At 50.8% G+C, this 13,447-nt stretch carries 11 protein-coding genes; 7 read left to right on the forward strand and 4 right to left on the reverse strand.

All coding sequences use genetic code 11. The annotated features are described in order from the left end of the window. Positions 1-174 precede the first annotated feature (174 nt). The gene (locus DCC81_RS03925) at positions 175-378 is read left to right on the forward strand and encodes a hypothetical protein (protein WP_108685281.1); all 204 of its coding nucleotides are present in this window, start codon (positions 175-177) and stop codon (positions 376-378) included. A gap of 44 nt (positions 379-422) precedes the next feature. Here the strand turns inward: DCC81_RS03925 and DCC81_RS03930 are convergent, their stop codons facing one another. The 4 genes from DCC81_RS03930 to DCC81_RS03945 all read right to left on the reverse strand — a co-directional run bounded on the left by DCC81_RS03930 (position 423) and on the right by DCC81_RS03945 (position 3,746). Next, positions 423-1,076 carry a uracil-DNA glycosylase family protein gene (locus DCC81_RS03930; protein WP_108685282.1) on the reverse strand — a complete coding sequence of 218 codons (654 nt, stop codon included), beginning with the start codon at positions 1,074-1,076 and terminating at the stop codon, positions 423-425. Positions 1,077-1,583: 507 nt separating this feature from the next. Next, positions 1,584-2,138, reverse strand: a complete 555-nt coding sequence (locus DCC81_RS03935; protein WP_165806428.1) for a M28 family metallopeptidase — start codon at positions 2,136-2,138, stop codon at positions 1,584-1,586. Beyond that, positions 2,099-2,428: a zinc-binding metallopeptidase family protein gene (locus DCC81_RS03940; protein WP_108685284.1), complete on the reverse strand. Its 330-nt coding sequence runs from the start codon at positions 2,426-2,428 to the stop codon at positions 2,099-2,101. The genes DCC81_RS03935 and DCC81_RS03940 overlap by 40 nt, the downstream gene beginning before the upstream one ends. 1 nt (position 2,429) lies before the next feature. Then, positions 2,430-3,746, reverse strand: a complete 1,317-nt coding sequence (locus tag DCC81_RS03945) for a serine hydrolase domain-containing protein (protein ID WP_108685285.1) — start codon at positions 3,744-3,746, stop codon at positions 2,430-2,432. Between the two features lie 178 nt (positions 3,747-3,924). On the opposite strand from DCC81_RS03945, the gene DCC81_RS03950 reads away from it, so the two are divergent. From DCC81_RS03950 to DCC81_RS25675, 6 genes are all read left to right on the forward strand, one after another. Continuing rightward, on the forward strand, positions 3,925-4,959 hold the full coding sequence (locus DCC81_RS03950) for a sensor histidine kinase (protein ID WP_108685286.1): 1,035 nt from the start codon (positions 3,925-3,927) through the stop codon (positions 4,957-4,959). Further along, entirely contained in the window at positions 4,959-5,648 is a 690-nt protein-coding gene (locus DCC81_RS03955) for a LytR/AlgR family response regulator transcription factor (protein ID WP_205686251.1), read from the forward strand. The genes DCC81_RS03950 and DCC81_RS03955 overlap by 1 nt, the downstream gene beginning before the upstream one ends. Positions 5,649-6,346: 698 nt before the next feature. Continuing rightward, entirely contained in the window at positions 6,347-6,952 is a 606-nt protein-coding gene (locus DCC81_RS03960) for an RNA polymerase sigma-70 factor (RefSeq protein WP_165806429.1), read from the forward strand. Between the two features lie 41 nt (positions 6,953-6,993). Continuing rightward, positions 6,994-8,127, forward strand: coding sequence for a FecR family protein (locus tag DCC81_RS03965; protein WP_108685288.1), 1,134 nt, complete (start codon positions 6,994-6,996; stop codon positions 8,125-8,127). Positions 8,128-8,494: 367 nt separating this feature from the next. Further along, positions 8,495-11,971: a SusC/RagA family TonB-linked outer membrane protein gene (locus tag DCC81_RS03970; RefSeq protein WP_165806430.1), complete on the forward strand. Its 3,477-nt coding sequence runs from the start codon at positions 8,495-8,497 to the stop codon at positions 11,969-11,971. A gap of 20 nt (positions 11,972-11,991) precedes the next feature. Continuing rightward, positions 11,992-13,446 carry a RagB/SusD family nutrient uptake outer membrane protein gene (locus tag DCC81_RS25675; protein ID WP_108685290.1) on the forward strand — a complete coding sequence of 485 codons (1,455 nt, stop codon included), beginning with the start codon at positions 11,992-11,994 and terminating at the stop codon, positions 13,444-13,446. The last annotated feature ends 1 nt before the right edge of the window (position 13,447 follow it).

The raw sequence follows: 13,447 nt of genomic DNA on the forward strand, positions 1-13,447 counted from the left end.
TTCTACCTAGCCAATGGATAATAGAATTAGACAATGCTACCAATTTCCTCATAGCGGTTGCAGCGACAGGTATAGTAGTGAAGCATCGATGGCAAGATTTTTTGGAAATGTTCATCTTTCGGTGACCATCTTTCCTAAAGCCGTCCTTTATGATAGTATAAACACTTTTATGCTATGGTAAACGAAATCTCCAAAAGCAGGATCAAAGCCTGGGTGAACAGGGAGCTGGCAGGCTACATGCGGGAATTTGGATCAGACTACAGGACCTATATACGTGAAGACGGGGTGGGCGAATTTGCCGCCGACGGTTCTGAAGATTTAAAGGAGGCGGTGGCCGGCTACATTACCCGTGTGATCATGGGCACGGAGGACAACTAGGATTTTTTAAAGGATGCTGCGGGTTTTACCGGCAGCATCTTTTTTTATCCTTCAACCAGAAAGGAGAAAGCCTGGCGGTAGAGGGCTACCTTGTAGGCATGGACGGGGCTATCGTAGTGCTGGTAGAGGTGCCGGACTTCTTTGAACGCCTTGGTCTTCATGATGCCACGGTCGGCAGTGGTGGCTGGAGAATAAAGCACGGTATAGGCGATATCACGGCCAAAGATGTCAGTAGGCAGCAACCCTGTTTTACTCAAGGATACCGTTATCGGCAGGTATTTATAGCGCAGGATCCCGGTATAGAAGGTGCGTAGCGCACCGTTCTTACCTGCTCCGCTGGTAAAAAATACATGCTCGATCTGGCTGTTTCGTAGCTGGTCTACCAGCTGCAGGTTGAAAGCCCTGGGTATTAGGTGAGTGTCCAGGGCGGTGTTGGAAATCCGGTCGCAGCTGCGGATGGTGTCGCTCATGGTGATGCGGTGAGTGGTCAAAAAGTCCAGGACCGCCTCCCGGGTGATGGGGTTCGGAAAACGGTCGGGAAAGGCTTCGGCCAGGATGGTCCAGGTCGAGCACTGGCTACCGTAAAAAAAATCCATTGCAAACCCCGTATAGTCGTGGGGGTGAATGGTGCCGATGATGATGGCCCGGGCCGAGGGATTCACGGGGTGACGGTCCAGGTACCGGTGGTGGGTAGTCATTAGTGCAACGGTTTTATGGGTGGTGGTCTGCGTGCAAAAATACGGGATCGGCCGGGGCCGGGGCCACTGGTTTAAGTGTTAGAAAATTTAAGTAACATTGCCATTGATACTGTTCATTTCTTAACAGGAAGCGAGGTGGACTGAGCAGGTGGAATGTGGGCCTGTATTGGCTTTCTACGTGTTTTTTTACGGTTCCTTTATAAAACATTGATAATCAATATATTCCACTCCCCAGCAGGGGGAGCTAAAGTGATCTTCAACGACGCTCAACGAACTTCGAAGCCCGCGCTAGCCGCGGGTTTTGTCGTTTTAAGCCCTTTCTGAGATTCCGCCAAAATCCGCCGATTTCCACCATTTCACCAGCACTTTTCCTGCTACTTTTTTTGTTACGCTGGACACATTCCCCACCTTAGACAGTGATTTGGTCAGGGCCTTACCGCCCCGGCAGTTTCAAAAAAGTGCCTATGTCAGTGTCCATTACCGTCCAGTATAACTACCGCAAAAAGGTCACCGCGAGCCTAATAAACCCAATTCCTCGCCGCAGTAAAAGACGAACTGGAGCGGTCTTCTGGTGGGGTGACGGGCCATCGTCTTTGCGGCGGCTAACAATGCCACGCAGCCGCTGCCGTCATCATTAGCGCCGTTGTAGATATGATTTCCCAAACGACCGATATGGTCAAGATGAGCCCCGGCAATAATGGTTTGATCCTTTAATTTTTTGTCGGTACCGGGAAGATGGGCAATCACATTATAGCCATTAGCCCTTTCCTGTTTAAACCTGATATCAACTACAGGCCTGGCGCCTTGATTGAGCTTTTTAGTCAAGGCCGGGCTGATTAGGATGATATTCAGCTGCGTATCAGCCGCTGTATAGTCGGCAGCGTAATGCATATAACCAAAGCGGTATTGCCTGATCACCGTGGTCTCCCATTCGCTGTTTTGCTGTTCGTTCGGCAATAGCAGAACACCGGCCACCTTTTGGGTTACCAAACTGGCTGTTTCAGCCGAATCGGGCATGGTTTTTAAAATAATCCAATCGCCTGTTGTGGCAGTATGTTGCAACACGATGAAATTGCCACCCGGTGCGGATAAGCAACACCGTCAATGCTTATGGAACTTTCATCATAATTATCCCTCAGAAACGGCACTGCCTGGAATGTGGTTTTCAAGCCTGCTGCTTTTAATTGCCCGGCTACATAGTTAGCCGCTTTCAGGTAACCACGGGACCCTGTGAACCGGCCTTCGGTCGCATCCGAGGCGATGCCGTACATAGCCCGTTCTAATTGTTTGATCGTTTGTGCCTGCGCAGCACAACCCAAACAGATCAATAAAACAATAAAATATCTTTTCATTTTATTTGCGGGTAACTTTTAATACCTGTTTACCACTTTCGATCACAACCAGGGAATTGGCGTCGGGAAACTGCAGCTGCACGTCGTAGCCTTCCATAAAGAATTTATTGGCTGATTCGGGGAGTACGGTCACCGTCGGCACGCCGTCACCCGATATTTTTAAGGCGTTGCCATCCTGTGCCACGTTCACCAGTTTGCCATTGCTTTGCGCATAGGTGCCGGTATAGCTTTTGAGTAATTGGTCAGCGATAGCGATCCTTACGTGGCTGGTCGCCGATTTGTTCATCGTTTCCAGCACCTGCGCGCCTTCGGGCAATGCACGTTTAACCACCCGGTCGCAGATAAAGGCCCCATTGTCACCGTTGGTCATCACCACCACACCGTTTTTTGATCTGGGTAAAAAAACCGCCATCGTCCGTACCCCAATATCCGAACCGCCATGTTGTAAGGCATAGGCACTGTCCGGCAGACCATCCACCAAGCCCCAGCCTAAACCAGAACCATTGCCGGGTTTTGTCCTTCTTTGAATTTTGATCATTTCGGCATACACCGGCCCACCTTCATTGGCCAGCTGCATCGCATAGATCCCCAGTTTACTGTAATCCTCAATGGTCGTGATCAGGTCATCGGCAGCATTGACAGGCGTCTGTATAGAAGCCCCATAACGCTTGCCCTGACCGTCATGCCACATCGCAAAACGAGCAGTGTCCAGGTTTTCGCTCCAGTAATAGGTATCTTTCATGCCCAGGGGCTTAAACAGGTACGTATCCATCAATACAGCAAGCGAGACTTTGAACTTTGCTTCCAAAGCCCGGCGTAAATATTCAAAACCCTCGCCCGAATACCCCGAAGCTGTACCGGGTTCAAATTTGAATTTGAGTTTGGTCCCGCCATTGTCCGAACGCCAGTTGGGGAAACCTGTCTGGTGGCTTAGCACAAAACGGGTGGTCAGTTTCGTCAAGTAGGGATCACCGGCAATATCCGGGTCGATCCAGTAATGTTCCAGCGGCTCGTCCAGGTTCCATTTTCCCAGTTCCACCAGCTTTAAGGTTAGCATGGCGGTTACCGGTTTGGTTTGGGAGGCTATATTGAATAAGGTGTTGTTAGGGGCGGGACGGCCGGCTTGCAGTTCACCAAAGTTTTTGACCCATGTGATCTTGCCGTTTTCGATGATGCCGACACCTGCACAAGGCACATGGTATTCTGCCATCCAGGCCGGTATGTCTTTGATTAAATTGGCTTGAACGGTATCGGTTTGCGCAAAGGCGCTATGAATAAATAGTGAAAGTGCGATAAAGGAAGCGATGGTCGTATTCATGATTTTAAGGTTATGAACCAAAAGTATCCTGCATGAAACCCCTGATAAAATAAGAATGATAACCCTAACGGGATTGATGATGAACGTATTTGAAGTGGTGATGAAACGTTTGTCATCAAAATGAATAAGTTCGTCACCAATATTTGGGGGTAAGGCCCGGTTACACTTTCTTTGGGTAATGAAAATTTTCGACTGGACACGTTTATTTGCCTGGCCCTATAAGGTTTACACCCAGCTGGTGTTCTGGGTGATCGTTTTCTGTCTGTACATTTTACTGAAGGAATATCCGCAGCGTATGAGCGGGATCACGCTGTTTTGTTTGGTATTCCAGGAAATACTTGAGTTGATCATACCATGCTATTCGCAGAACCTGCTGGTATTGCCGTTTTTCAAACGTCGTAAGTGGCTGGTCGGCATTGGGCTTTACCTGGTGCAACTCATTATTTTGATCAATTTATTACCTTATTTGCTGAACCTGGTCGGCAGGCTTTTTGCGAAGGTGTTCCATATCACCGACGTGGTGACCAACTGGCAGGATCAGCATTTTGCCTTCACCATGGTGGCATTTACGGTGATGGCTTCATTGGCCAAGATGGGGGTAGACCGCCTGATCCGGGACAAAGAGCAAAAGGAAAATGAATTGCGCCATTTGAAAGCACAACTCAATCCGCATTTCCTGTTTAATACGCTCAATAACCTGTATGGACTTTCAGTTGCCGAGTCGAAAATGCTGCCCGGCCTGATGCTGAAACTATCCGAGCTATTGCGTTATTCCCTATATGATACCAACCAGAATTATGTGGCGGCGAGTAATGAACTGGATTATATCAGCAATTACGTAGAACTGGAAAGGATCCGGTTGAGCGATAAAACCGATATACAATTGCAAATAAAAGGGGATTACTCTGACCAATATATTGCGCCATTGCTATTGATCATATTTGTAGAAAACGCCTTCAAGCATTTTTCAGCGGCTAAAGGACAAACGCCATTTGTACACATCAGCGTCGCAGTTGAAAATAGTCATTTAAAACTCAAAGTTAAAAACTCGGTTGATCCCGACTATATACCCAAAGTCAACAAATCCAAGGGCGGCCTTGGCCTCAATAATGTCAAACAACGGTTGGATTTAATCTACCCGCAGCAGTACATTTTAAAAACAATTAAGGACGCTAACTTTTTCGAAGCAGATTTAATAATAGACCTAAGCTAATGAATATCAATTGCATCATCGTAGACGACGAACCCATTGCCAGGGATATCCTCAAAACCTATATTGAGCAGGTACCCTATCTGACCTTAGTCGCTAGCTGCGAGGATGCATTTGAAGCGATGCAGGTGCTCAAAACCAAAGACATTGACCTCATTATCCTGGATATCAATATGCCCCGGTTGACCGGTTTTGAAATGCTGCGTACGCTTAAAAAATATCCTGCCGTTATCATTACTTCGGCCTACCCGGAATATGCGCTCGAAGGGTTTGAGTTGTCGGTTACGGATTACCTGTTAAAACCCTTTTCCTTTCCGCGTTTCGTTCAGGCCACCGAGAAGGTCGTCAATAAAACCGGTGAAGTCCCGGTATCAAAAAGCGAAGACTTATTTTTAATGGTCAAATCCGACAAAAAACTCACCAAGGTCTTCTTTGATGAGATCAGCTATATCGAGGCCTATGGCAATTATATTTTTATTTATACCGGCCAGGAACGCGTGATGTCCAAGCAGACACTCACCCAGTTTGAACAACAGCTGCCCGCATCCCAATTCACCCGCATCCATAAATCCTATATAGCCTCGTTGAAAGGCATCAAATACCTCGAAGGGAACGAAGTTTCCATTGCGGGTAAAAAACTGCCGGTTGGGAAAGTTTACCGGGAAAGCCTGTTGGGGAAACTAAAAAATTAATTATTTAAAACCCAAATATCATGTCTGCACAATCCCGAACTTAATACTGATCCCATCCTTTTTACAGCTTATGCCGCAAATGACGCGGAAGCCATGCGGCAGATCTTATCCCCGGATATCTAAAGGATCCTCCCCGGTAAAAACCCGACAAGCGGAATTAAGACCGGCATTGACGAGGTGCTCGCCTGTTTTAAACAGCTGCAGGCTTTTGACTTCAAGGCCAGGCCCATTGTTATGGGCGTGAACGCCGTCTACGTGACCGATTGCCCCTGAACCGGAGCAACCTGGCGGAAGGCGAAAACATCAAAAGAATGTCCTGCCTGCTCTGGCAATTCTTGAACTGGAGCGCTTCTGCCGGAGCGTAATTAAGCGATAGCTGCTACTGCAATTGATCGATATGATAGGCCGATGCTTCCACTGCCGAATGGCTGTAGGTTTGCGTCAAGGTTGCCTTATAAGTGAAATTAACCTGGTCGCTCACTTTGGTGTCAGCGCTTACATTACACATTTCCGAGATAGCGTTGAAAGGCAACAAGGCATTATTCTGAAGCTGCACCGAACGGCTGCGCTGCCATTGTACCAGGGGGCACCGGGGATAAAACAGATACAGCCAATCTGCATTTTTTGTATCTTGTCTACCAGCACCAATACCTATCCCCTAAACGATCTGTGGGTTAGAAATCCTTTTATTTCAAGTCTTGAAGGTTGTCCAAGTGCAAGCAAACGAGTCCTATATCGCCAGCCGGTTGCTACAGCGCGTAGCAAGTGGGGATCATGCAGCCTTCCGGCTGCTGTTTGAGATGTATGCGGATAAGATGCATGCCGCCGTCTATAATTATACTAAATCTACCTGGGTGGCCGAAGAGCTGGTGCAGGAAATGTTTATCCGGGTGTGGAAATACCGGGAGCAGCTGCATGCCGTAAAAGACCCTTCCGCTTATCTCTACCGCATGATCTTTAACCAGATCAACGACTGGCTGAAACAAGCCGCCAACGAGCAGCGCATTCTTGATAGCATAAGCGGGCAGGATGCTGTAAACCCCTATGATACCGGCCGGCAGCTGGATGCAGCGGAACTGCAACGCATCCTCAACGCTGCGGTGGATAGTCTTCCACCCCAAAAGAAGATCATCTACCAATTGAACCGGGAGCAGGGCCTCAGCTACCAGGAAATAGCCGACCAGCTCCAGCTTTCCGTCAATACCGTGCGCAACCACCTGGTAGAAGCCAATAAACTGCTGCGCAACTACCTGAAAAACTACAGTTTAGCCCTCGCCCTCCTGGTGGCGAAAATTTTTTTATAACGTAACTGGTCCATTTCTGAAAAGCCGCGGTCTATTGTGGTATGGAGCGTATTCAATACCTGTTAGCACAGTACCTTTCCAACAAAGCCACGCCAGCGGAAACTGGGGAAATGCTGCAATGGCTGCAATCGCATCCCGGCAGTGAAGACCTGCTGCGTGATGCCTGGGAAGCCAATCCCCGGCCGGCGCCCGTTGCAGACCTGGACCGTATGTGGTCCGTGATAGCGCCGGCCACCACGCCCCGCCGCCAGCGCCGTATCTGGCCTGTTGCCGCCGCTGCGGCTGCCGCGCTCCTGCTGGGCATTACAACCTTCACCTACCTTCATCCAAAGAACCATGGCCGGGAAACCGCTGCCAGCATGCCTTACATAGCACCCGGGAGAAATGGGGCCATCCTCATCCTGGCAGACGGATCGCGGGTAAGCCTGGACAGTGCTGCTGCCGGTATAGTGGCCGTGCAGAACGGCGCACCGGTGACCCTTCAAAACCACCAGCTGCAATACCAGGCGCCAGGTACGACCGCTGGCGCCACTGCTTTTAATACCGTCAGCACCCCTAAAGGCCGCCAATTCCAGGTGCAACTGCCGGATGGCTCCCGGGCATGGCTAAATGCTGCATCGTCTATCCGCTTTCCCACCACTTTTGCCGGGCCGGAACGCCGGGTAAGCATTACCGGGGAAGTATACTTTGAAATTGCGCAGAACGCATCCAAACCTTTCCTGGTGAATACACCGGCTTCCGAGATCGCGGTGCTGGGAACCTCCTTTAACGTGAACGCCTATACGGATGAAGGACAGGAGCGCACCACGCTTTTGTCCGGCAAAATAGCCACCACCCCGCTGGAGCAACCCGGCGCACGTATGGTGCTGGCACCGGGTGAGCAGTCGCAATACACTGCCGGCAAGTACCAGAAGCTGGTGAAGCATGCAGATACGGAGCAGGTGATGGCATGGAAGAACGGGGCGTTCAATTTCCAGGATATGAGCCTGCAGGAAGTCATGCGCCAGCTGGGCCGCTGGTACGACCTGGAAATAGTATATGAAAAAGGCATCCCGGATATCCATTTTGGCGGGGAAATGAGCCGCAATGTGCCATTGGCGGACCTGCTGTCCGGCCTGAAAGAAATGGGCATCCACTTCCGGGTGGAGGGCCACCAACTGATCGTTTCACCTTAGCATAAGCATATCAGCAATTACCGTACACACAAGCAACCAACAATTTGATCACAAGCCAACCAACTCTTTTTAAACAACCATTATTGCATCACCTTTAAAAACAAGCAGCAAACAAACATCCACATTAAAGTCAGCAACCAAGACTAAATCACTAAACAACCAAGACTAAATCGACTGATAAAAAAACCGCTCCGGGTTAGGAGCCGGAGCGGGTAAAACGTTCGGTTGACCGATCAAGGTTCTGGGGAACTTCTATTCAATAACCAAACACATCAAATTTATGCAAAAAACTGCCAATGGCAGTAGGGCTGCTGCATTTATCCAGGTGCGCGCAGCATGCCGGCTGCCAGTCAAACTGCTGCAAATTATGAGATTGACAACTTTCATTATGCTGGTTTTCTGCCTTCACCTGTCTGCAAAGACCATGTCGCAGGAAATTACCCTGTCTGTAAAAGACGCGCCGCTGAAAGAGATCTTTTCGGTGATCAAGCAACAAACCGGTTACCTGGTGTTTTATAAAGCAGACCTCATTGCAGGGAGCAAGCCGGTGTCGGTATCTGTGGAACACAAGCCCCTGAAGGATTTCCTGGATGAGGTGCTGAAGGATCAGTCGCTGGTATACCATATCTCCGACAAGACCATCCTGCTTTTCAGCAAGGCCGAAGCGGCCAATACGCCGGCGCTGCAAGGCACTTTTGCCATGGGGGGCAACCTGCCTCAGTACGTGGTGTCCGGCATTATAAACGGCGGTGGCAGGCCCCTGGCCGGTGCTACCGTGATGCTCAATCCCCTGCACCGCGGCGTATCATCCGACCAGCGGGGTTACTTTGAATTCCCGGCATTGTCGCCCGGGAAGTACACTATCACGGTGACCTGCATTGGATATAAAAAACTTACCGTGCCGGTAGAGGTGGTGAATAAACCCCTGAGCATGGACCTTGTGCTGGAAGCGGCGGTGAGCAACGTAGAGGAAGTAGTGGTGTCCACTGGTTATACCACGAAGAAAGCCGGCGAGATCACCGGTTCAATCCAGAAGATCTCCGGCGCAGACCTGCGCATGGGCATCACCACGTCCGATCCAGTGTCCCTGCTGAAAGGCCGTGCTACCGGTTTGTATATCTCTGAGCAGAACGCGGGAGACCCCACCAGCAGCGGTGGACAGATCTTTGTGCGTGGCCAGAGCAGCATAGCCGGCGTGGGGGTAGACCAGGCAAACCAGGTGGTGATGCCTACGCTGAATTATGGCCCTTTGCTGGTACTCGACGGCGTAATCATGCCCAACCAAAATCTCAAAGAAATTGTAACACCCCAGGAAATTGAAGATGTGACCATCCTCAAAGACGCTGCGGCTACTGCTATATATGGCTCTCGTGCAGCCGGCGGCGTGATCGTTATCAATACGAAAAAGGGAAAGGATGGTAAGCCCCGCGCCTTTGCGGAAGTAAAGTACGGCCTCAATGAGCCCGTACGCGGTTCCATCCATTTCCTCACCGGGCCAGAGTTATATGACCTCCAGCAACGCTACTTCATCCAGGACTACCAGGTGAATAATGCCAGCCTTTCCGCCAGCTATCCCACTTTACAATCTTACCTCGATTACCGCCTGCCTGCCAAGGATGCCGTGGCCAATTCTTATGACTGGCAGAAATACGCCTTCCTGAGCAGTAATACCAAGGAGGTCAATGTAAACGCCAGCGGCGGTACAGACCGCACCAAATATTATGTGGGCGCCTCTTACTATAACGAACAATCTACCGGTGTAGATAACGGGCTGGTAAGAAAATCCGTGCGCCTCAACCTGGAAAGCAAGCTCTCTGACCGCCTCACGGCCAGCGTAGCCGTGAATGCGATCCTCAATGATGGCCACCGGGAGTTATTCCCCACCGGTACCTTCCTGTACCAGTTGCTGCCCTGGGCCACTCCATACAATGCAAACGGTTCCCTGCGGTCACAGCTCACTTATACCCAGTATGGCAGCGAGCAAATCCAAGCCAACCCGCTGTATGATAACCAATGGAACTACGATAAGCCTACGTCACAACTGATCTTTGGCTCGGCCAAACTCTCCTTCCGCATTACTGACTGGCTTAGTCTTTCCAGCACCAACTCCGGCAATCTCAATTACAGCAAGGACGTGCAGTACATGGATGTGCGTTCTTACGCGGGCAGTGCAGACATCACTGCACCGCAAGGCTGGCTGGGCACCATGAGCAATAACCTCAGTTCCTACCTCACCTCAAACCAGCTGAATTTCCACAAGCAATACGGGGAGCATGCTGTGAATGCACTGGCAGCAATGGAGTTTGGCAAGACGAGCAACTATACCACCTCCATCAATGTAAACCATGTGCAGGCCGGCTACGACCAGATCTCACTCGGTACACAGATAGGCGGGGCATATGATTATTCTGCGTACGGTATCCCCTCCCAGAAAGCGGGTAACGTAGAAGGCGGCCAGATAGACCAGGCAGTGTATTCCCTCTTTGGTGAAGCGGAATACAGCTACGCCCGCCGCTACACGGTAAGTGGTTCTGTGCGCCGCGATGCCTCCAGCGCATTTGGGGCAAACCGCCGCTATGGTACGTTTTATTCGGCCGGTGGTGCGTGGATGGCCAGCAACGAGGCATTCCTGAAAAATTCAAAAGTCATCTCCAACCTGAAACTGCACGCCAGCTACGGGACCAGCGGTTCCCAGCTGGGCGATAACTTCCTTACACAGACCCTGTACCGCCCCGGCACGGCTTATACGTATGCCGGCCAGCAGGGGATGGGCATTTCCAATATCGCCAACACGGACCTGCGCTGGGAAGTGACAAAGACCGCCAGTGCGGGTTTTGACCTGGGCCTGTTCAATAAAGTGAATGCTACTGTGGACGCCTATACGCGCCGCTCCGATAATCTTTTGCAGCAGGTGATCCTCGATGCACTGGCGGGCTTCCCCAACCAGTGGCAGAACGTAGCCTCTGTGCGCAATACCGGCATTGAAGTTCTGGTGAATGCAGACATTATCCGCAACAGGAACTTTAGCTGGACTACCAATTTTAATATCAGCTATAATCACAACAGCATTGTGAAAGTGGCCCGTGACTCGCTGAAACAGGGCTTCTATACATCGGAAAGTTTTTACCTGCACCCGGGTGAGGACATCAACTCCATGAAAGCGATACACTATGCAGGCGTGGACCCGGAAACCGGCAAGCCCCGGTTTGAAAAGCTGCTGTTTGACGCCGATGGCCACAACGCCGGTCACACGTATGTGAACACGCCTGCAGAAGTAGGCCAGGCTTCCGATACCCGCCAGATGCAAACGGTAGGTTCTTTCCAGCCCCGCTACTACGGTGGTTTTGCGAATACGTTTACTTACAAGCGCTTTGCGTTGAATGTGCTGATCACGTATGCATTGAAGTATGTGATGCACGATGGGCTGGCGGAGCAGATGCAACGAGGTTATTACATGAGCTTGTACAACCAGTTAGGCTTACTGAAAAGCCAGCGGGAATGGACCCAACCCGGGCAAACGAATGCCACGGAACCCTGGTTGTACTACCAGGTGAACACCAGTTTCTCCGGTACGGATAAGTATATACACGATGCCTCTAACGTAAGATTGCGCAGCGTGCGGCTGAATTACAGCCTGCCGGACGACTGGATGAAACGCGCAAAACTGGCCGGTGCCACGGTATATGTAAGCGGCGACAACCTGTACACACGCTTCTCCCGCAAGATCGTGACCTCCGATCCGGAAGGCCCGTCTGTAGGCCAGGCCCAGGATTTTGGTGAATCCGTAGGTTCCAACATCGGCGCACCCCGCCGCTACGTGTTTGGTTTGCAAGTCAATTTTTAATCATCCAACTACAACAGATCATGACGAAGTGCTATAAATTTTTAATACCGGTAATGGCAGGCCTGTTGCTGGCGTGCAACAAGCAGGTGGATGAAATAAAGCCCCTTACCAAGGTGACGGCGGATGGAGAACTGGCTACGGTGGGTGGCATTGAAGCAGCTACCCTGGGCACGTACGCGATCATGTGCGGCGGCCTGGAATATTCGCAGCAGGACTTTGGCGAAAGCCGCGGCAATAACGTGACCCAGGCCAACTGGGCGCCTGTTTCTATCTATACCGATGCCTTCTTTTTCCAGAACAGTAATGTGGCCACCCTGGGCGGCAGCTATGGTTTTTACCAGGGTTGCTACCAGCTGATCACCAGCGTGAACCTGGTACTGGATCACACCCGGGATTTTGATACCCACGCACTCACGGATGAGCAGCACGACCGCTATAATTACGTGATCGGGGAGAACCTTTTTATCCGCGCCCTGGCTTATTTCAACCTGGTGCGTGTCTATGGAAAGCCCTTTTACCTGGATGGAGGTGCCGGTACAGGTGTAGGTTTAAAAAAGACCGGCGATATCAACGATAAGCCATCGCCTTCTTCAGTAAAAGAAGTGTATGAATTTATTATCAACGACCTGAAAACCGCAGCACAGCTGATGAAAGCCCCGGTAGCTAAGACGAATAGTTTTGCCAATACCGGCGCGGCATGGGGCCTGCTGTCCCGTGTGTACCTGTACATGGGCGGGTCCCCCGCCAACCCGGATGCGGCGATGAACAAACTGGCCGTTGCTTATGCAGACAGTGTGATAGAAGAAAGCAACGGTAAGTACGCATTGCTGCAGGGCGCCGCTTACCAGCAAATGTTTGCCGATGATGAAGATGGCAACCTGGGGCGTTCTGATCCCAGTGGTAACAAGGAGATCATCTTTGCCATCAATAACACGAGCCTTACGTATGGCTCCCAGATCGGGCAGATGTACCATCACGACCCCATTTACGGCGTAGGCGCCACTTTCAAGCCATCGGCCGACCTGATGGGCCGTTTCAAAGCGGGGGATGTGAGAGGTACCTTCTTTAAGGTGAACAGCAGCTCCGGCTTTAATGAAACCACCAAATGGCTTTGCATTAACTACTACACTGGCACCAAGGCGCCGGCACCTGTACTGCGCCTGGCAGAGATGTACCTGAACCGGGCAGAGGCCAATGCAAAACTGGGGAATGTAATGGATGCCAAAGCGGATCTCAAGGTCATCCATGTCCGTGCGGGGCTGCCTGCCACGGATGTAGATGACATCAGCAATGCCAACCTGCTGGATGCGATCCTGCTGGAGCGCAGGCTGGAACTGGCTTTTGAAGGGCACCTGGCCTTTGATTATTTCCGGAACGGCTTGCCCATGACCCGGATCGCAGCAGATAATAATGGCACCGCGGTGACCATACAGGCCGATGATCCAAAAGTAGTTTTAACGGTACCCTCCAATTAAA

It is taken from the genome of Chitinophaga parva (assembly GCF_003071345.1).
Lineage (GTDB): Bacteria > Bacteroidota > Bacteroidia > Chitinophagales > Chitinophagaceae > Chitinophaga > Chitinophaga parva.